The organism is Mesorhizobium sp. M0701 (assembly GCF_040320365.1).
In the GTDB taxonomy this organism is placed as follows: Bacteria; Pseudomonadota; Alphaproteobacteria; order Rhizobiales; family Rhizobiaceae; genus Mesorhizobium.
Window position 1 is genome coordinate 13,045 of sequence record NZ_JAMYPO010000005.1, and the last position, 19,439, is coordinate 32,483.

19 protein-coding genes are annotated in these 19,439 nt (G+C 62.7%); 10 read left to right on the top strand and 9 right to left on the bottom strand.

Features of this window, described 5'->3' with window-relative positions:
* Window positions 1–16 precede the first annotated feature (16 nt).
* Both NKI24_RS06605 and NKI24_RS06610 read right to left on the bottom strand, forming a co-directional pair.
* Complete coding sequence (locus tag NKI24_RS06605; protein ID WP_352448961.1) at window positions 17–565, bottom strand: DUF924 family protein; 549 nt, start codon at window positions 563–565, stop codon at window positions 17–19.
* A 20-nt stretch (window positions 566–585) separates the two neighbouring features.
* Window positions 586–2,421 (bottom strand): monovalent cation:proton antiporter-2 (CPA2) family protein, encoded by a 1,836-nt coding sequence (locus NKI24_RS06610; protein ID WP_352448738.1) that lies wholly within the window; start codon window positions 2,419–2,421, stop codon window positions 586–588.
* Window positions 2,422–2,538: 117 nt separating this feature from the next.
* Here NKI24_RS06610 and NKI24_RS06615 point away from each other — a divergent pair, with 117 nt between their 5' ends.
* Complete coding sequence (locus NKI24_RS06615; protein ID WP_352705769.1) at window positions 2,539–2,703, top strand: hypothetical protein; 165 nt, start codon at window positions 2,539–2,541, stop codon at window positions 2,701–2,703.
* A gap of 63 nt (window positions 2,704–2,766) precedes the next feature.
* Here the strand turns inward: NKI24_RS06615 and NKI24_RS06620 are convergent, their stop codons facing one another.
* From NKI24_RS06620 to NKI24_RS06635, 4 genes are all read right to left on the bottom strand, one after another.
* Window positions 2,767–3,321 (bottom strand): hypothetical protein, encoded by a 555-nt coding sequence (locus NKI24_RS06620; RefSeq protein ID WP_352448740.1) that lies wholly within the window; start codon window positions 3,319–3,321, stop codon window positions 2,767–2,769.
* A gap of 86 nt (window positions 3,322–3,407) precedes the next feature.
* Window positions 3,408–4,502, bottom strand: coding sequence for a YcjF family protein (locus NKI24_RS06625; RefSeq protein WP_352448741.1), 1,095 nt, complete (start codon window positions 4,500–4,502; stop codon window positions 3,408–3,410).
* A complete protein-coding gene (locus NKI24_RS06630; protein ID WP_352448742.1) occupies window positions 4,499–5,977 on the bottom strand; it encodes a YcjX family GTP-binding protein in 1,479 nt (492 codons plus the stop codon). Before NKI24_RS06630 ends, NKI24_RS06625 begins: the two co-directional genes overlap by 4 nt.
* A gap of 62 nt (window positions 5,978–6,039) precedes the next feature.
* On the bottom strand, window positions 6,040–6,543 hold the full coding sequence (locus tag NKI24_RS06635; RefSeq protein WP_352448743.1) for a SixA phosphatase family protein: 504 nt from the start codon (window positions 6,541–6,543) through the stop codon (window positions 6,040–6,042).
* A 259-nt stretch (window positions 6,544–6,802) separates the two neighbouring features.
* Between NKI24_RS06635 and dksA the strand changes: the two genes are divergently transcribed.
* Window positions 6,803–7,219 carry an RNA polymerase-binding protein DksA gene (gene dksA, locus NKI24_RS06640; RefSeq protein ID WP_023674847.1) on the top strand — a complete coding sequence of 139 codons (417 nt, stop codon included), beginning with the start codon at window positions 6,803–6,805 and terminating at the stop codon, window positions 7,217–7,219.
* Between the two features lie 83 nt (window positions 7,220–7,302).
* On the opposite strand, the gene NKI24_RS06645 is transcribed toward dksA, so the two are convergent.
* Window positions 7,303–8,055: a hypothetical protein gene (locus NKI24_RS06645; RefSeq protein ID WP_352705764.1), complete on the bottom strand. Its 753-nt coding sequence runs from the start codon at window positions 8,053–8,055 to the stop codon at window positions 7,303–7,305.
* Between the two features lie 203 nt (window positions 8,056–8,258).
* On the opposite strand from NKI24_RS06645, the gene cckA reads away from it, so the two are divergent.
* Together cckA and NKI24_RS06655 are read left to right on the top strand one after the other, a co-directional pair.
* Window positions 8,259–10,832 carry a cell cycle histidine kinase CckA gene (gene cckA / locus NKI24_RS06650; RefSeq protein ID WP_352448745.1) on the top strand — a complete coding sequence of 858 codons (2,574 nt, stop codon included), beginning with the start codon at window positions 8,259–8,261 and terminating at the stop codon, window positions 10,830–10,832.
* Window positions 10,833–10,915: 83 nt separating this feature from the next.
* Window positions 10,916–11,626, top strand: a complete 711-nt coding sequence (locus NKI24_RS06655; protein WP_352448746.1) for a purine-nucleoside phosphorylase — start codon at window positions 10,916–10,918, stop codon at window positions 11,624–11,626.
* Window positions 11,627–11,675: 49 nt separating this feature from the next.
* On the opposite strand, the gene NKI24_RS06660 is transcribed toward NKI24_RS06655, so the two are convergent.
* The gene (locus tag NKI24_RS06660; RefSeq protein WP_352448747.1) at window positions 11,676–12,071 is read right to left on the bottom strand and encodes a hypothetical protein; all 396 of its coding nucleotides are present in this window, start codon (window positions 12,069–12,071) and stop codon (window positions 11,676–11,678) included.
* 300 nt (window positions 12,072–12,371) lie between these two features.
* On the opposite strand from NKI24_RS06660, the gene urtA reads away from it, so the two are divergent.
* The 6 genes from urtA to NKI24_RS06690 all read left to right on the top strand — a co-directional run bounded on the left by urtA (window position 12,372) and on the right by NKI24_RS06690 (window position 18,566).
* Complete coding sequence (gene urtA / locus NKI24_RS06665) at window positions 12,372–13,682, top strand: urea ABC transporter substrate-binding protein (protein ID WP_352448748.1); 1,311 nt, start codon at window positions 12,372–12,374, stop codon at window positions 13,680–13,682.
* Window positions 13,683–13,782: 100 nt separating this feature from the next.
* Window positions 13,783–15,399, top strand: coding sequence for an urea ABC transporter permease subunit UrtB (gene urtB / locus NKI24_RS06670; RefSeq protein ID WP_352744030.1), 1,617 nt, complete (start codon window positions 13,783–13,785; stop codon window positions 15,397–15,399).
* Complete coding sequence (urtC, locus tag NKI24_RS06675; RefSeq protein WP_352744032.1) at window positions 15,396–16,628, top strand: urea ABC transporter permease subunit UrtC; 1,233 nt, start codon at window positions 15,396–15,398, stop codon at window positions 16,626–16,628. Before urtB ends, urtC begins: the two co-directional genes overlap by 4 nt.
* 7 nt (window positions 16,629–16,635) lie before the next feature.
* Window positions 16,636–17,382, top strand: coding sequence for an urea ABC transporter ATP-binding protein UrtD (urtD, locus tag NKI24_RS06680; RefSeq protein ID WP_352744034.1), 747 nt, complete (start codon window positions 16,636–16,638; stop codon window positions 17,380–17,382).
* A gap of 70 nt (window positions 17,383–17,452) precedes the next feature.
* Window positions 17,453–18,148: an urea ABC transporter ATP-binding subunit UrtE gene (urtE, locus tag NKI24_RS06685; protein WP_352744041.1), complete on the top strand. Its 696-nt coding sequence runs from the start codon at window positions 17,453–17,455 to the stop codon at window positions 18,146–18,148.
* 217 nt (window positions 18,149–18,365) lie between these two features.
* Window positions 18,366–18,566 carry a hypothetical protein gene (locus tag NKI24_RS06690; RefSeq protein ID WP_023674857.1) on the top strand — a complete coding sequence of 67 codons (201 nt, stop codon included), beginning with the start codon at window positions 18,366–18,368 and terminating at the stop codon, window positions 18,564–18,566.
* 45 nt (window positions 18,567–18,611) lie between these two features.
* Here the strand turns inward: NKI24_RS06690 and NKI24_RS06695 are convergent, their stop codons facing one another.
* The gene (locus NKI24_RS06695) at window positions 18,612–19,418 is read right to left on the bottom strand and encodes a DUF72 domain-containing protein (RefSeq protein ID WP_352744043.1); all 807 of its coding nucleotides are present in this window, start codon (window positions 19,416–19,418) and stop codon (window positions 18,612–18,614) included.
* Between the last annotated feature and the right edge of the window lie 21 nt (window positions 19,419–19,439).

The following is a 19,439-nucleotide window of genomic DNA, read 5'->3' on the forward strand; positions in this document are numbered from 1 at the left end:
CCATCGGTGCCTGAAATCAGCCGGAGAACCCACCTCCGTCGAGGAACATTTGTTCGTCCGGTGTCGTCTCGCGGCCAAGCATCCTGTTTCGATGCGGAAAGCGGCCGAAGCGCTGGATGATGTCGCGATGCTCGATCGCATATTTCAGATAGATCGGGGCTTTGGCGGCGGTAAGCTCTACCGATTTGAGCTGATCGGCGAGGTCCTCCGAATGCTCATAGGGCAGATAGAGAAAAACGCGGAGCTCTTCGTCGAGTGCCAGGTCATGGCCGGCAGCGATCGCTTTCCCGGCGAAATGCCGCGCCAGCGGGTCCGTGGCGTACATGTGGCCGGTGGCGCGAAAGCAGTTTCGCGGAAACTGGTCGAGCAGGATCATCAGCGCCAGCGACCCTTCGGCGTGTTCGGACCAGCCGTCGCATTCGCGGCGGGCGGCGGCAAAGTGCAGATCGAGAAACCGGGTGCGGAAGTCGGCATCAAAGGCGTCGTTCTTCTCGAACCACGCGTCCTCCCCGGCGTCGCGCCAGAATCTGGTGATGGAGACAGCGCGCTCGTCCAGTTCGTTCATCATTCGCGTCTTTCCAACGTTTAATCGGCCGGTTCGGATTTCTGCAGCACGCCGGCGGTCTCCTCGTTGAGCGCCTGGCCCACGCGCCGTGGCGTGCTGAGCGGCGTCGGGATGGGGGTGCCGATATTGCCTTTGAGGAAGCGCCGCCCGGCGCGGATGCCTTCTGCCTGTTGAAGTTCGAAACGGGCAGCATCGCGGCGGCGGACGTCCTCGACTACCTCGGCGACCTCTTCCGGATCGACGCCGAGAGCTTCCAGTGTCGAGCCGCCGAAGACAAGCGCCGATTCGAACGTCTCGCGGAGCTGATAGTCGACGCCGGCACGAATGAGCTGCAACGCCGTGCCGCGGTCGAAAGCCCGCGCCAGCACCGTCAGCAACGGAAACTCCGCCTTGATGAGCTCGGCGATGCGCACGGCGGCATCGGGCTTGTCAACGCAGATCAGCACGGCGCGTGCGCGCCCGGCGCCCGCGGCACGCAGGATGTCCAGCCGCGTGCCGTCGCCGTAATAGACCTTGAAGCCGAAATCGGCCGCCGCCTGGATCATCTCGACCTCATTGTCGATGATCGACACATCAATCCCGCGCAACAAAAGCGGCTGGCTGGCGATCTGGCCGAACCGGCCAAAGCCGATGATCAGCACGCTGCCGGTCAGGCCTTCGGCGACATCGACGCCTTCAAGCGACTGCTCGTCGCGTGGCGTCAGATACCGCAATGCTATGATCGCTAAGGGCGTCAGCACCATGGAAATGATGACGATGGCGGTCAGCATCGCATTGGCCTGGCTATCGATGATACCGACAGCCGCCGCTGCGGAATAGAGGACGAAGGCGAATTCGCCGCCTTGCGCCATGAAGACCGCGCGCTCGAGTGCTTCCCGGTGGCCGGTTTTGAGAATGCGGGCGACGATATAGATGCCGATCGCCTTCATCATCATGTAGGCGACGACATAGATGGCAATGAGCTGCCAGTTGACGACGACCACATGCAGGTCGAGCGACATGCCGACGGCGAGGAAGAACAGTCCGAGCAGAATGCCGCGGAATGGTTCGATGTCGGCCTCCAGCTGGTGGCGGAAGGTCGATTCCGACAAAAGCACGCCGGCCAGGAAGGCGCCCATCGCCATCGACAGGCCGGAAAGCTGCATGGCGAGCGCCGACCCGAGCACGACCAGAAGGGCGGCTGCGGTCATCACCTCACGGGCGCGCGCATCCGCCAGAATACGGAAGAACGGATTGAGCAGATAGCGTCCTGCAAGCACCAGCCCGACGATCGCGGCAAGGCCGATGCCGACCTCCGTCAACCGATCCGACAGGCTCATATCGGCGCCGCCCGGCGCGAGGAAGGCGATCAGCGCCAGCAATGGCACGATGGCCAAGTCTTCCAAGAGCAGGACCGAGACGATGCGCTGGCCCTTGGGCGTGGCCAGTTCGCCGCGTTCTTCCAGCAATTGCATGACGATTGCCGTCGAGGTGAGCACGAAACCGGCGCCGGCGACGAAGGATTGCGCGATAGGAAAACCTCCCGCCAGCCCGACGGCGGTCAGCAGGACCGCGCAGACGCCGACCTGCAGCGCGCCAAGCCCGAAAATCTCGCGGCGCATGCCCCATAGCCGTGACGGCTGCATCTCCAGCCCGATGATGAACAGGAACATGACGACGCCGAGTTCGGCGACATGAAGAATGGCTTCCGATTCGGAAAAGATGCGCAGCCCGAACGGACCGATCACGACGCCGGCCGTCAAATAGCCGAGGATGGAGCCAAGTCCGATGCGCCTGAAGATCGGCACCGCAACGACGCCGGCGGCGAGCAGCGCCACCACCTGGATCAGATCGCCGTTCGATGCCTCTGCCGCCATGCCTGCCGTTCCGCTCTCCTGGGAGTCAAGCGGCCAAGATAGGGGCTTCGGAGCGGATCGAACAGTGCGAATCCGGCGCGTTGTGAAGGCGATATTGCAGGCGCACTGCACAGGATAATGGGCTCCCGGGCGTTGCTTCAGGTTGCGATTACCAAGGGTCCGGCCAAGGCAGCCGACCTCGGGGCCAAGGTCCAGGCGGTCACAACCAAGTACCAGGGCGGCACGACAGCAGCCGAGGCCTGCAAGGCCTATGACGAAGTGATTGCCGCGATCAAGGGTTGAGCACCCATTTGCATATCAAAGAGGGCGGCGCCGTTTGGTTGCCGCCTTTTTCACGCCGAAAGCTCAGTTCGGAGTTATGGAGCCGACCTCGACTGCATCGACCCGCTTCAACTTCATGCCGATGACCGGGACCAGCTGCTGGTCGACGCGCACGGCAACGGTCACCGTCATCGAATTGTCGTCGGGGACAAGCGCCTGCATAACGCCGCGCAACTGATTGCGATTGATGGTGAAAACCACCTTGTGCGCATCGACGACATTGCCGCCGATAATGTCGAGGCCGGAGCCGGCGGCCCCGCCCATAAAGCTGCCCTTGTAGCCCTGCCGGCCCTTGTGTTCGATCGTTGCCGACATCTGCTGGGTGAACATGCCTACCCGGCAGCCGCCGTCGAGCGACATGCCGACCTTGCCGTCAGGCGTCGAGCCGATGAAGCTGCAGGTGAATTTCGTGCCCTTGTATTTGCCGGCAACGATTTCCCCGGGGCCGACCCATTTGCCTTCGACCGACCGAAAGAACTGCTTGTCCGGTTCCGCCGCCGAGGTCTTTCCGGCAATGCCGACGGTTGCGACAAGCGCGAGCGCCACGGGCAGCCCGCTGGACAGAATAACGCTTTTCATCGACGACACCCGGCAACAAAGAGACTGGTTGGACGCTTCCGACCATGGACAAGATTGGTTAATGCTTTGTCACCCCAAGGCAATAGTCACGTTCCGGAAGCGGACGTTTCTTTTTCTTTCTTTGCTGCAAAGGAGGTCAGCGCGGAGAGGAAATCGCCCAATCCGGGCCGCCTGACTGCGTAAAAGGGCAGGGGCCTTGCGGTTTCCATCGCTGCAATGCCGATGCGCGCAGTCATCATGCCGTTGACGACGCCTTCGCCGAGCTTGGCCGAGAGCCGGGCGGCAAGGCCGTGGCCGACGATCTGCTGGACGAAACTGTCGCCGACGGCGATCGACCCGGTGACCGCGAGATGGGCCAGAACGCTGCGCGCCAGGCGAAAAAAGCCAAGCGTGCCGGGGCGGCCGCCATAAAGCTCCGACAGCCGGCGAATCAACCGGCCGGCTTCGAACACGACATAAGCGACGTCGACCAGCGCGCGGGGGCTGACCGCGGTCACCAGGGAGACGCGCTTCGCCGCTTCGAGGATCATCACCCTGGCGCGGGCATCGAGCGGGCCGAGTATCTCGGTCTCGGCCAGCCGCACCAGATTGCCGCCGTCAATGATCTCGCCGCGCAATTCGGCCAGCGAGCGCCTGCCTGCCGCGGTTTCAGGCTTGGCCGAGACAAAGACCGACAACTCGTCGACCACGGCGCGGGCGGCCTTCGGATCGTCACGGGCAATCGCATCGAGCGCCCGCTTCTGCAACTTTTCGACCTCGGCAAGGCGGGCAATCGCCATGAATTCGCGCACGAGGATGATCAGAAGCGCCAGGATGGCGATCGCGGCCATAGCGGCAGCCAGCCAGCCCAGCCACTCGGCGCGCTCGAACAGGTCGCGAATCAGCTGGTCGGTCCAGAGGCCGACGGCGAGCGAAACCAGAACGCCCAGCGCGCCGAAGAACAGGCTGCCAAGCGGCGAACGTTTTCGCGGCGCAATCGCCGGCGGCGGTTCGGCAGCGACGATATCAGGCTCGTCGAAGACGTCGATCTCCGCCGGTGTGACCACGGCAAGATCCGCCGTCACGGTACGCGGCTTTCGCGCCGGCGCGGCCTCGGACGCAGCATGGTGAGCCGTCGAATCTTCCTTCTGCTGGGGCTCCGGCTCTATGCGAAAGGCCGCCGGTCTGCGGGGCGCACTCATGCGAGATGATCTCCGATCAGGAACTGCAGCGCGCGGTCGAGCCTGATATGCGGCAGCGACAGCGTCACACCCTCGGCGGTGCGCTCGAGTTTCGGCGGGCGAAAGCGCACGAAGCGGATCGCGGGGTCGTCATTGTTCTGCGGGCGGGTCGATTCGGAAACGTCGAACACCGCATCAACGTTCTCCGGCAAGTCACCGGGAAATATGGCTGTTTCGGTCTTTCCGTCAAAGGTTTTGCCATCGATTTTTTCGCCGCGCAATGGCGTGCCGATAATGACCGGCAAAGTCTCGCGGCCCTGCTTGACCGTGCCTTCCCGGGTCGCGCGCATGGCAGCCATAGCGACGACGTCGACGTCGGCGCCGGTGAAATTCGCCCGCGCCACGGCTCGGTCGGCTAGCCGCCGCACGATCGCCTGCAGCCGGTCGTGGCTTTCGTGGTGCAGATGGTCGGCCTTGGTCGCGGCCACCAATATGCGGTCGATACGCCTCGAAAACAGGTCGGTCAGGAAGTTGCCCCGGCCGGGCCGGAAACAGGACAGGATTTCGGTGACCGCGCGCTCCAGATCGGCCATCGCACCGGGGCCGGCATTCAATGCCTGCAATGCGTCGATGAGCACGATCTGGCGGTCGAGACGCGTGATGTGTTCGCGAAAGAACGGCTTGACGACATGCGTCTTGTAAGCCTCGTAGCGCCGCTCCATCATAGCCTGCAGCGATCCCGAGCGGGCGCGCCGGCCGCCCAGATTCGGCAGCGGCGCGAAGGTGAGAGCGGGCGAGCCTTCAAGATCGCCGGGCATCAGGAAGCGGCCGGGCGGCAGGGTCGAAAGCGCCCGCTCGTCAAGTTTGCAGGCCTTGAGATAGGCGGCGAAGCTCTCGGCGAGACGGCGCGCCGTCATCTCGTCGGCGTCGGCGTTGGGGTCGACGGAGGCGGAGAGCGCCTGCCATTCCCGCGAAAGATCGACACGCACCGGCAACACGGCCATCTCGAAGGCCTCACGCGAAAAATCGGCGTAGGACTTGCCGAGCAGCGGCAGATCGAGCAGCCATTCGCCGGGATAATCGACGATGTCGACCGACAATTTGCCGGCGGAAAACATGCGGCTCCAGCCAGAGGCCGATTCGTATTCGATGGTCAGCCTCAGTTCGGAAATCGCACGCGTCGAATCCGGCCAGACGCGGTCGTCGACAAGAGCCGCGATGTGATCCTCGTACTGGAAGCGTGGTACGGCGTCGTCCGGCTGCTCTTCGAGAAAAGCGCGGGCGATGCGCCCCGATTTTTGTGCCTCAAACAGCGGCAAGCGTCCGCCATGGACCAGATTGTGCACAAGGGCCGAGATGAACACCGTCTTGCCGGCGCGAGACAGCCCGGTCACGCCAAGACGCAGTGACGGAGCGAAAAGCCCGGCAGCGCGGCCTGACAACGTATCCAAGGCAATCTTCGCCTCGTCGGTAAAAGTCGTCAGCGATGATGCCAAATCTGTTCTCGCGGGCCGGTCAGGATCCGATATAGGCTTTGATGCACGGCTTTGAAATGGCCTCAGATATCGGCAGGCGTCAGGAAGGCTTCGAGATAGCCGGTGCCTGGCGCAGCCTCGGCAAGTCTGCCGTTGAACCGGACCACCGCAAGTGCGGAGGTCGGGAAGCCGTGGTTCAGCATGGCCCGCGCGGTCTCGTCGCCGTCGCCTGAGAGCGCCATGGCGAGATCCTCAATCATCGGATTGTGGCCGATGACGAGCAAGGCATCCAGCCCGCCATTCTGCCGGATGGCAGTGAGGTATGCGGCGGCATCGTCGCTGTAGAGGGTGTCACAGAACAGCACCCGGCCCGTGTCCGTATGGCCAGCCAAGCTTTCCAGCGTCTGGCGGGCGCGCCTGGCGCTTGAGCACAGGGTGAGGGCCGGTGCATATTTGCGCGAACGCATCAGCACGCCCATCGCTTCGGCATCGGCGAAGCCGGATGGATCGAGCGGGCGGTCGAAGTCAGCCACGCCAGGCAGCGCCCAGCCGGCCTTCGCATGCCTCAGGAGGTAAAGTCTGATCACCGGGTCCCCGTTGTGCCGGGCACCGAACCCGTCAGCACGCCGCAGGATTTGCCATCAGAAGAGCTCCGTGCGCAATGGCAAGCACCCTCAAGCATAGCGAATCATGTACGGATTCGGTCGTATTCTTCGCAAAAAGGGCATCGCCGATGCTGGTTTGTCCGAGACTAACAATTGCGTGAAACTGTTGTCGATTGACCTTGTGCAGCTTTCGGTCCGCGAATATATAGGCGCCAAATTTGGGGTTTGTTGGGTGAGTCGAATGAACGACATCGTTACCGCCGATTACGTGCCCTCCGAAGACGAGCCGTTCATGAACGAGCGGCAGAAATCCTACTTTCGCATGAAGCTCGTCACCTGGAAGAACGACATCTTGCGCGAAGCGCGCGAAACTCTCGAAATCCTGCAGCAGGAAAACGCCAACCACCCCGACCTCGCCGATCGCGCCTCCTCCGAAACCGACCGCGCCATCGAACTTCGCGCCCGCGATCGCCAGCGAAAACTCATCTCCAAGATCGATTCGGCCCTCCAGCGCCTTGACGAAGGCACTTACGGTTATTGCGAGGAGACGGGCGAGCCGATCGCGCTGAAGCGGCTCGACGCGCGCCCGATCGCCACCTTGTCGATCGAGGCACAGGAGCGCCATGAGCGGCGCGAGAAGGTCTACCGCGACGACTGAGTCGCCGGGAAAAACAGCGGCATCGGTAAAGCGTTCACAATGGCCGGTTTTCCGGCCATTTTCATTGGCCGTTCGCTATCGGCCTATCTTTTCTGATTGGACAACTCGCCGAGGAGCTTCGTCATCTCGTCGTCGAGAGAGGGCGATGCCTTCGCCACCGGCTTGCTCGGCGTTTGGCTGAAGCGTGGCTCGTCGAGGGAAACCTCCAGCTCCTTCATCAGCGCATCGTCAATCGACTCGTGCTGTGCCGGCGGCTCGTATCTTGCCGGGGAGTCCTGTCTTGCCGGCGGCTGCGCATGCCGCGAGGCATTGGCGTTGACGGATCCATAACTTGGCAACGGTGTGACGTTCGATGCCGGTTTCGGCGCCGGCGCCGGCATTGTTACCGGCATCGTCGCCGTCTGGCGGGCTCGGACAGGGGTCGCGGTTACGCTTGCCGGCTGCGGTGGCGCTTGCCTCACCGGCGCGGCTGTGGTCGAAGCAGACCTTGCTGCCGGCTGGTGGCCGTTGTCTCCGGTCAATGCCGGGCGCCGCAGCGCCGAGAGCCTGATGTCGCGCTCGACAACGACGTCGGTCGGACCACCGATCAAGAGCAGGTGCTCGATATCGTCACGGCGCACCAGCACCAGCCGCCGGTGACTGTCGACCGCTGTGGCATCCATGACAGCCAGCCGCGTCTTGCGGTTCCTGCCGCCGGCGACGAATGTCCCGAACGTCAGGCTGCGGACCAGCCTGATGATAAGAAGAATGATGAGCAGAAGGACAAGTACTGCAAACGTCCATAGGATTGCTGCGGCATAACCAGGACCCGCCACGCCATCCAGCCATTGCAGCATTGGTTCCCCCAAAATCAGCTTTCGAAGAGAAGCGACACTAGACTGTTGCGGCAGGCCACCGCAAGTTGCCTTTCACGCTTCGTGAACAGCTTGAAACGCCGGGAGCCGAACGGCGTCATTTTTAGCGGACATCTGCAGCCGGGCCTTTTCCCAACCCTGAGAATATGATTCAACCGACACCGGAATTCACGAGCAGGGGGCACATGGCCAAGGAAGCGCGCGGCGATTTCTATCCGGTACCTATCGTCGACCAGAACACGCGACCGGGAGCGGTCACCCGGCTTATCGTCTTCATCGTCGTCCTGACTGGGGCAGCGATCGTCTTCGGCCTTTTCCGCGAGCGCCTTGGCGATCCATTCCTGCTTGGCATGCTTGGCGTGCTGGCGATGATCGGCGTCGGCTTTCTATTCGCCACTGCGATCGGCTTCGTGCACATCACGCCGCGCTCGACAAGCGACGAACTGTCGAAAGCTTTCGTCGATTCGATGTCGCAAGGTCTCCTGGTCACCGACACCAAAGGCCGTATCATCTACGCCAACCGGACCTATGCCGATATGACGGGTGCCGAGTCGGCCGCCGACCTCAAGACGGTCGAAGGTTTGCTTTCAGACGTTCCCGAGGCCTCGGTGACCATATACCGGCTGGCGTCCGGCCTGCGTGACGGCCAGCCTGGCGACGGCGAGTTTCGGCTCGCGCAGTCCATTCGGCCAGGCGCCGAACCGGGCGCTCGCTGGTACCGCGTTCGGGCCCGCGCCTTCAGCGTTCCCGGCCAGCGGCTGCCCATGCTTGCCTGGCAGCTTGCCGACATCTCGCAGGAACGAGCCGAGCAGGAGCGGTTCTTTCTCGACCTGCAAAAGGCGATCGATCACCTCGACCATGCGCCGGCCGGCTTCTTTTCGGCCGACCAGGAAGGCCGCGTCACCTATGTCAACGCGACCCTTGCGGAGTGGCTGGGCATCGACCTGGCCAGCTTCACTCCCGGCGCCATCACGCTGCCGGAGATCGTCGCCGGCGACGGCATGGCGCTGGTCCGTTCGGTCAAGGCCGACGCTGGTACCACGCGCAATGCCGTTATCGACCTCGATCTGACGACGATGACCGGCGAGGCGCTGCCGGTGCGCTTCATGCATCGTGTCTCGGCCAGCCGAGAGGGGCTCAACGGCCCGACTCGCACCATCGTGCTCAACCGGACGCAAGGCGAGGACGCTTCGGCCGACCTCCGCGCATCGGAAATACGCTTCACGCGGTTCTTCAACTCGACGCCGATGGCGATAGCCGGCGTCGACCATGCCGGCCGCATCCTGCGCACCAATGCGCCGTTCCTGTCGCTGTTTTCCTCGGTCGTCGACCGCGACGCGGTCGATCGGCGTGTGCGGCTGGATACGGTGATCCACGAGCGCGACCGGCCGGCTTTCGCCGCGGCGTTCGAAAAGGCACGCCAGCAACAGGCTGACATCGAGCCGATCGATACGGTGCTGCCCGGCAATGAGGAGCGCCACATACGCTTCTACGTCAACGCGGTCGCAGACGGTACCGGTGGCGAGGGCGCCGAGGAATCGGCCATTGTCTATGCCGTGGAGACCACTGAGCAAAAGGCCCTCGAGGGCCAGATGGCGCAGAGCCAGAAGATGCAGGCGGTCGGCCAACTCGCCGGCGGCATCGCGCATGATTTCAACAATGTGCTGACCGCCATCATCATGGCCTCGGACCTGCTGTTGACCAACCACCGGCCGTCCGATCCGTCGTTCCCGGACATCATGAACATCAAGCAGAATGCCAACCGGGCGGCCTCGCTGGTGCGGCAGTTGCTGGCCTTCTCGCGCAAGCAGACGCTGCGGCCGGAGGTGCTCAACCTGACCGATGTGCTCGCCGATCTCAGGATGCTGCTTGCCCGGCTGGTCGGCAACGACATCAAGCTCAAGATCGACCATGGCCGCGACCTGTGGCCGGTCAGGGTCGATATCGGGCAGTTCGAGCAAGTGGTGGTCAATCTGGCGGTCAATGCGCGCGATGCGATGCCGGCCGGCGGCGACCTCACCGTACGCACCCGCAACGTCAGCGCCGGAGAGTGCAAGACCTTTTCCTACCGCGAACTTACTCCGGCCGACTATGTGCTGGTCGAGGTCGAGGACAGCGGCAGCGGCATCGCGCCTGATGTGCTGAAAAAGATCTTCGAACCCTTCTTCACGACAAAGGAGGTTGGCAAGGGAACCGGCCTCGGCCTGTCCATGGTCTATGGCATCATCAAGCAGACAGGCGGCTTCATCTTCTGCGATTCCGAAGTCGGCAAGGGATCCGTGTTCCGCATCTTCCTGCCGCGGCACATTGCGGAGGCAAGGAAGGCGGGCGAGGCTGGAGAAGTGCCGGCCGCCCCTGCCAAGATCGCCGACTCAGCCAAGGATCTGTCGGGCTCGGCCACGGTGCTGCTGGTCGAGGACGAGGACGCCGTGCGCATGGGCGGCATGCGGGCGCTGAAATCGCGCGGCTACACCGTCCACGAGGCGTCGTCGGGCGTCGAGGCGCTTGAAGTCTACGAAGCGCTCGGCGGCAAGGTCGACGTCGTGGTGTCGGACGTGGTGATGCCGGAAATGGATGGCCCGACGCTGCTTGGCGAATTGCGCAAACGGCAACCCGACATCAAGTTTATCTTCGTGTCCGGCTATGCCGAAGACGCGTTCGCCAAGAACTTGCCGGCCGACGCGCATTTCGGCTTCTTGCCGAAGCCGTTTTCGCTCAAGCAATTGGCCACGATCGTAAAGGACATGCTTGAATCCTGACCCTTCCAACGCTCCGCTTGCGCAATGTCGTGAGACTGCCATGATTGCAGGCGAAACGGGCGACGGGTTTTGGAAAGCATGCCGTGACGCCACACAACGAGGCTAGCAAAGGCGACTACGCAAGCACGGTGCTGCTGCCGGGTGACCCGCAGCGCGCTGAATGGATGGCGGAGACCTTTCTGGAAGCGCCGCGCTGCGTCAACCGCCGCCGCGGCGCGCTCGGCTTTACCGGGTTGTTTCGCGGCAAGCCTGTCAGCGTCCAGTCCACCGGCATCGGCGTCCCGTCATTCCTGGTCTACGTGCACGAGCTGCTGGATTTCTACGGTGCGAAAACGTTGATCCGCACCGGCACCTGCGGCGGCCTGACCGCTGAGGTGGTGCTGCGCAGCCTGGTGATCGCGCAATCGGTGCGTGGCGAAAATGCGGAGAGCGGCCAGGTTTTTGGGCTCTATCGTGCCGATGCCGGCCCCGATCCGGCATTGTTGGCCCAGGCGTTGGCCCGGGCTGCGGAACTCGGCATCGACCATCGGGCCGGGCTGACCATCTGCAGCGATATTTTTTATCATCCGCTGGGGCGCGAACGCTTTGCCGAAGCACAGGCACAGGGGGCGCTCGCCGTGGATATGGAAACCAGCGCACTCTACCGCATTGCGGCCGATTTCGGCGCCCGGGCGCTGTCGATCCTGACCGTCGTCGACAATGTGGCAACCGGCGAGCAGACCGACTATTCCGAACGCCAGGGGCTGTTCACCGATATGACCCGGCTAGCACTCGACATGGCGGCGGAGAGCTAGGCGGCTTTCTGCTTCGGAGTATGGCACCTCGCCAGGTTCCGCACTTTTTTCAACGCTTCGTGCAGGTCGAGGCGGTAAAGGCGCCGTCTGGCTGCTTCATGATGATGTCGAAGGACGGGGTGGTTCCGCTTTCCAGCGTCGCCTGCGTAAGCGAGATCGAGTTGCCACCGCTGGTGTAACCGCCCAGCGGACCCAGCCAGGTAATCACACCGTCTGCATCCATCTGGTAGTTATAACTCTGCGGCGCGGTGCCGAAGCTAACCGGACCGCTATAGACGTTTCCCTTGATGGCGATGTCGCCGAGGCTGAGGAACATGCCTAGCAGATAGACTTCGCAATGATAGGAGCCGTCCGGCAGCTTGCCGTCGCTGAAGCCGGCGCGCGCTACGGTCGTCGTCGCCAGCAGAAGCATGGTGATGAAAATGCAAGACGTTCGGAAGGCCATGGCGTCGCTCGTTTAAGGGTCGAACTTGCCCCATTTCGCTGCGGCGCTGCAATCCTCGCCAGCGCTCATATGATGCTGCTCAAAATTCGGGCATTGGCCTGTATATGAGTAAAACTTAGGCTGATACGAGTGATCTTTTCTCATTTCAAACCAAGCAGGCGAGGTTCATCTCCTGCGGCTAATACATTAACCGACTGACAGGGCTGGGAAATCTCAAACCCTCCGATCTTTCGCCGGTGATTGGCACAGCCGTTGCATGGTCTGTTCCGATGCAGTTAACCAGCTTGGGAGTTTAAAAGTATGAGGGGCAGTTTCTCGACAATAACAAAAATGTTTTCGGCCGGCGTGGTCACCGCCGGCCTGCTGATGAGCATTCCCGCCAAGGCGGCCGACGACACCATCAAGGTCGGCATCCTCCATTCGCTGTCGGGAACCATGGCGATCTCGGAGACGACGCTGAAGGACGCCATGCTGATGCTCATCGAAGAGCAGAATGCCAAGGGCGGCCTACTCGGCAAGAAGCTCGAGGCGGTCGTCGTCGATCCGGCTTCCAACTGGCCGCTATTCGCCGAAAAGGCGCGCGAGCTGATCTCGAAGGACAAGGTCGCGGCGGTGTTCGGCTGCTGGACCTCGGTGTCGCGCAAATCGGTGCTGCCCGTGTTCAGCGAGCTCGACAACATCCTGTTCTACCCCGTCCAGTACGAAGGCGAGGAAAGCGAGCGCAACGTGTTCTACACCGGTGCGGCGCCGAACCAGCAGGCCATTCCCGCGGTCGACTATCTGATGAGCGAGGACGGCGGTTCGGTGAAGCGCTGGGTGCTCGAAGGCACCGACTACGTCTACCCGCGCACCACCAACAAAATCCTCGAGGCCTATCTGAAGGCGAAGGGCGTTGCCGCCGAAGACATCATGGTCAACTACACGCCGTTCGGTTTCTCCGACTGGCAGACCGAAGTCTCGGCGATCAAGAAGTTCGGCTCGGCCGGCAAGAAGACCGCCGTCGTTTCGACTGTCAATGGCGACGCCAACGTGCCATTCTACAAGGAGCTCGGCAACCAGGGCATCAAGGCCGAGGACATCCCGGTCATGGCGTTCTCGGTCGGCGAGGAAGAGCTTGCCGGTCTGGACACTGCGCCGCTGGTCGGCCATCTCGCCGCCTGGAACTATTTCGAAAGCGTCGATACGCCCGAGAACGCGAAGTTCATCGCCGACTGGCACAAGTTCATCAAGAACGACAAGCGCACCACCAACGACCCGATGGAAGCCCATTATATCGGCTTCAACATGTGGGTGAAGGCGGTCGAGAAGGCCGGCACCACCGATCCGGACAAGGTCATCGACGCCATGGTCGGCGTCTCGGTGCCGAACCTGACCGGCGGTTATTCGACGATGATGCCGAACCATCACATCACCAAGCCGGTGCTGATCGGCGAAATCCAGGCCGACGGCCAGTTCGAAACCGTCTCGCAGACGCCGGGCCTAGTGATGGGCGACGAGTGGTCCGACTATCTGCCTGACTCCAAGGACCTGATCTCCGATTGGCGCGCGCCTCTGTCCTGCGGCAACTTCAACGTTGCCACCGGCAAATGCGGCGGCAAGGGAACCAACTGATCCTCCCGGTCTGTCCTCCCAGACCCGCAAGCCTCCGGGCAGGCTCCTCCTCCAGCCTGCCCGGAGGCGACATTCAATCTTCAAGAGCCACCAGAAACCAATGATCCTGATCCGCGCGATTGGCCTGATGCTGCTCCTTCTCCTGGGGACGCTGCTGCCGTCGAACGCCAGCGAAGCAGATCTGCGCGTGGTCATCGCCAAATTCGCCACCGCCGCCAATTTTCCGGCGATAGAAGCCGTGGTGCGCGAGCTTGCGGCTTCCGGCGATCCGGCCGTAGAACGGCCGCTTGCCGCGCTTGCGGAGGGCAGCCTTTACGTGCGCAAGGCCGATTCACTGGTCTTTGTCGGCAAGGAGAGCGGCGACGGCATCGAGCTGCTCGATGCGCTTACCGGCGAAAGATCGGGCGAAGCTGCCAAGGCCGACATCAGCAAGATCAAGGTCAACAACACGCTGCGCCGCGTCATTCGCGACGCGCTGGGCACACTGACGCTTGGCTCCAAGGATCCGGCCGTGCGCATTGCCGCCGCCGACACAATGTTCAAGACGCCGGACGCGGCAAACATCGAGCCGCTCGACACCGCGATCGCCAATGAGAGCGTGGCAAGCGTCAAGGCGCTGCTAGAACAGGCCCGCGCCGCGTCGATTCTCGTTTCCGACAGGCCGGAGGCCGACAAACTGGCGGCGATCGCGCTCATAGGTGCGCGCGGCGACCGCGATGCGGTGTCGCTGCTCACGTCGGTAGAGGCCAGTTCCGAAGGTGCGGTGAAGGACGCGGCGACCGCGGCGATCGCCAACATCAATTCGACGCTGGCGCTGTGGGATGCCGGCCAGAATATCTGGTATGGCATATCGCTTGGATCGGTGCTGCTGCTGGCGGCGATTGGCCTGGCCATCACCTTCGGCGTCATGGGCGTCATCAACATGGCGCATGGCGAGATGGTCATGCTCGGCGCCTACACGACCTTCGTCGTGCAGGAGGTTATCCGTAATTCCTTTCCCGGTCTGTTCGACTGGTCGCTGATCATCGCCCTGCCGCTGGCGTTCCTGGTGGCGGCGCTCGTCGGCCTTGTCATCGAGCGCGGGCTGATCCGCTTCCTCTATGGACGGCCGCTGGAGACGCTGCTGGCGACATGGGGTGTGTCGCTGATCCTGCAGCAGGCCGTACGCACCATGTTCGGACCGACCAACCAGGAGGTAGGCAACCCGTCATGGATGTCCGGCTCGTTCAATATCGGCCAGCTTGCCGTGACCTGGAACCGGCTCTGGATCCTGGTATTCGCGCTCGGCGTGTTCGCGGTGCTGCTCTACGTGATGAAACGCACGCCCTGGGGGCTGCAGATGCGTGCCGTCACCGCCAATCGCCGCATGGCTGCCTCGATGGGCATCAGGACGCCGTGGGTGGACGCCCTGACGTTTGCACTCGGCTCCGGCATTGCCGGCATCGCCGGTGTCGCGCTCAGCCAGATCGACAACGTCTCGCCCAATCTCGGCCGCGGCTACATCATCGACAGCTTCATGGTCGTCGTTTTCGGCGGTGTCGGCAATCTCTGGGGCACGCTGGTCGGCGCTTTCTCGCTCGGCATCGTCAACAAGTTCCTCGAGCCTTATGCCGGAGCAGTGCTCGGCAAGATTGTCGTCCTGGTGCTGATCATCCTGTTCATCCAGAAACGCCCGCGCGGTCTGTTCGCGCTAAAGGGCAGGTCGGTGGAAGCATGATCACGGGACGCTTCTTTGCCGCCGGCGCCGACCGCCGTGTCGCCATCACCATCTTCATCCTGCTGGCGGTCGCCATCATCGTGCCGCTGCTCAATCTTGCGGTCTCGCCGACAAGTGCGTTTTACGTGCCGTCCTATATCGTTGCGCTCACCGGCAAATACCTCTGCTACGCGCTGCTCGCCTTGGCGCTCGATCTCGTCTGGGGCTATTGCGGCATCCTCTCGCTCGGCCACGGCGCCTTCTTCGCGCTCGGCGGTTATGCGATGGGCATGTATCTGATGCGCCAGATCGGCTCGCGAGGCGTCTATGGCAATCCGTTGCTGCCGGATTTCATGGTGTTCCTTAACTACAAGGAATTGCCATGGTTCTGGTATGGTTTCGACCATTTCTGGTTTGCCGCGATCATGGTGCTTGCGGTGCCCGGCCTGCTCGCCTTCGTCTTCGGCTGGTTTGCCTTCCGCAGCCGCGTCACCGGCGTCTACCTGTCGATCATCACCCAGGCGATGACCTATGCGCTGCTGCTTGCCTTTTTCCGCAACGACATGGGTTTCGGCGGCAATAACGGCCTGACCGATTTCAAGGACATTTTGGGCTTCAACGTGCAGGCCGACATGACGCGCTCGGCGCTGTTCGCGGCCAGCGCCGTCATGCTGGCGTTTGCCGTCTTCGTCACCTGGGCAATCGTCGGTTCCAAGTACGGCAAGCTTCTGATGGCGGTGCGCGACGCCGAAAGCCGCACACGCTTCCTCGGCTGGCGGGCGGAGAACGTCAAACTGTTCGCCTTCACCGTGTCGGCGGTGATGGCCGGCATCGCCGGTGCGCTTTACGTGCCACAGGTCGGCATCATCAACCCTGGCGAATTCGAGCCGTCCAATTCGATCGAGGTGGTGGTGTGGGCGGCCGTCGGCGGGCGCGGCACCATCGTCGGGCCGATCATCGGCGCGCTTCTGGTCAATGCCGGTAAATCCTGGTTCACCGGCGTGCTGCCTGAATTCTGGCTGTTTGCGCTGGGCGGACTGTTTGTCGCCGTCACGCTGTTCCTGCCCAAGGGCATCATCGGCATGTGGGATTCCTGGCGCGGCAACGCCAAGGCGCTGCGGGCGGCCTCGGTTGCCGAGGAAGCCGGCATCGATCCCGATGCGCCGGTGCCGCCGAAAACCGACCGCTCGGCGGCGAGAAGGCCGGGCGACTGGTCGGCCTCCGGCGTCGAACCGCAGCCGGCGGAGTGATGGCCTGATGTCGAAGAGCAACACCATCCTCTATCTCGACGGCGTGTCGGTTTCCTTCGACGGGTTTCGCGCCATCAACAACCTTTCGCTGGTGCTCGACAAGGGCGAGATGCGGGCGATCATCGGCCCCAACGGCGCCGGAAAGACGACGATGATGGACATCGTCACCGGCAAGACGCGGCCCGACGCGGGTGAAGTTTTCTTCAACGGTGAGGTCGACCTAACCAAACACGACGAGGCCGAAATCGCCATGATGGGCATCGGCCGTAAATTCCAGAAGCCGACCGTCTTCGAAAGCCACACGATCGAGGACAATCTGATGCTGGCGCTGAAAGGCCCGCGCTCGATCTTCCCGGCACTGTTCCATCGTCGGTCGGCCGCGGACGTGCGGCAGATCGACGGCATCCTCGGCATCATCCGGCTTGGCGACAAGCGTGACGAACTCGCCGCCAATCTGAGCCACGGCCAAAAGCAATGGCTCGAGATCGGCATGCTTCTGGCGCAGGATCCGAAGCTGCTGCTGGTCGACGAACCGGTTGCCGGCATGACCGACGCCGAGACCGAGGAAACCGCGCGGCTGCTCAGGGACATCGCGCGCGACCATTCTGTCATCGTCGTCGAGCACGACATGCATTTCGTGCGCGAGCTCGGCGTCAAGGTCACCTGCCTGCACGAAGGCTCGGTGCTTTCCGAGGGCAGTCTCGACTTCGTTTCGGCCGACGAGCGCGTCGTCGAAGTCTATCTGGGGAGATGAACATGGTCTGGCGCGTTCCGTTCCATCATTTCGACCTTTCGTTCTTCACGCGTTGGAGAAAGCACTGACCATGCTCGAAGTCTCCAATGCCACGCTGCACTACGGCGCTGCCCAGGCGCTGCGCGGCGTCTCGCTGAAGGCCAGCGCCGGCAAGATCACCTGCGTGCTCGGCCGCAACGGCGTCGGCAAGACCAGTTTGATGAGATCGATCGTCGGCCATCACCGGCTGACGAGCGGAAGCGTTGCCTTCGAGGGGAAGGCGCTCGACCGGAGCGCGGCGTATGATCGCGCCCGGTCGGGCATCGCATTCGTGCCGCAGGGCAGGGAGATATTTCCGCTGCTTACGGTGCGGGAAAATCTCGAATCCGGTTTTGCGCCGTTGAAGCGCGCCGATCGCAACATTCCCGCTCACGTCTTCGAATTGTTTCCGGTGCTGAAGCAGATGCTCGCGCGCCGCGGCGGCGATCTTTCCGGCGGCCAGCAGCAGCAGCTTGCCATCGGCAGGGCGCTGGTGATGCGGCCGAAGCTGCTGGTGCTCGACGAGCCGACCGAAGGCATCCAGCCGTCGATCATCAAGGACATCGGCCGCGCCGTCCGCTATCTGCGCGACCAGGCCGGCATTGCGGTGCTTTTGGTCGAACAATATCTCGATTTCTGCCGGGAATTGGCCGACGAGGTCAATATCATGGACCGCGGCCAGATCGTCCATACCGGCCCCGCCGAGGATCTCGACCGGGCGGACGTCCGCAAATTCCTGACTGTCTGAATTCTTATTGATTCCATTGGTTTGCAACTCTGGCGCGCCGAAGATTGCGTGCTAGATTTTGCTTGGCCTTGGTGAGTCGGCCGCTTTCCGTACCAGTTCCAATTTGGCAGATCAGGGGAAGGCGCGGGCCGCGCCGGCACGTTTGCGCGCAAGCCGTTCCCTTCCAGCGATCTGTTGTCGTCCAACATTTCGGGTGCTTGGGAGCCAGGGCCAGACGATGGAGCGCTATGTCGAGGACTACCAGAAACGACGGCTCACGGAGCGCGTCGATATCCTGACAGCCATCAACATTCTGAAATCGCAGGGGTATGACCACGACGAACTCATCGCGGAGATCACCAAGGTCTTCTATGTCGATCTCGATGCCTTTAACGAGATCGTCAGGGTTGATCGGCGTCCGGACGAACGCGCCGCATAGCCGGTAGTTTAGGACCAAGCCAGGCGGACCACCGACAGCGGGGCGTCAGCCTGCGACCCGCTTCATCAGCGCGATGGCGCCGAATGGAGCGCGGACCTTGCCCTCTGTGATGAAGTAGACGAACACGTCGCGTGGCTTGACCGGCGCGTCGGTTGAAGGATCGGCGCGCGACAGGTCGGCCGGCACCTTGCCTTCCGCCCAGGTTCTTGCGCGCGCCGCCCATTCGTCGAGCGCCTGTGGCGTGTAGCAATCGGGATTGTCGTCGCTGCCGGTCTGCAGCCGCGCATAGATGAAATCGCCGGTAACGTCGGCAATCCCCGGATATTTGGCGTGGTCGGCATAGACGATGGCGGCCTTGTGCTTTCGCGCCAAGGCGGCGAACTCCGGCACGATGAAGCTGTCGTTGCGCACCTCGACCGCGTGGCGCAGCGCAACGCCGTCCTGCTTTTCCGGCAACAGCTTGAGGAAAACCTCGAAATCGTCCGGGTCGAATTTCTTGGTCGGCGCGAACTGCCACAGGATCGGCCCGAGCTTGTCGCCAAGTGCCGCGACGCCCGACCCGAGGAAGCGCATGATCGATTCCCCGGCCTCGCCGAGCACGCGGCGGTTGGTGACGAAGCGGTTGCCCTTCAGCGAATAGACGAAACCATCCGGCGCCTCGTTGGCCCATTTGACGAAGGTCGGCTCCTTGAAGCTCGAATAATAGGTGCCGTTGACCTCGATAGTGGGCACCTGCCGGCTGGCATAATGCAGTTGCTTGGCCTTTGACAATTTGTCAGGGTAGAAGGACGTGTCCCACGGCTCGAAGGTCCAGCCGCCCATACCGGCGCGGATTGTTCCTGATTGAGTCATGGTCGTCCTCCCGGTTTGCAG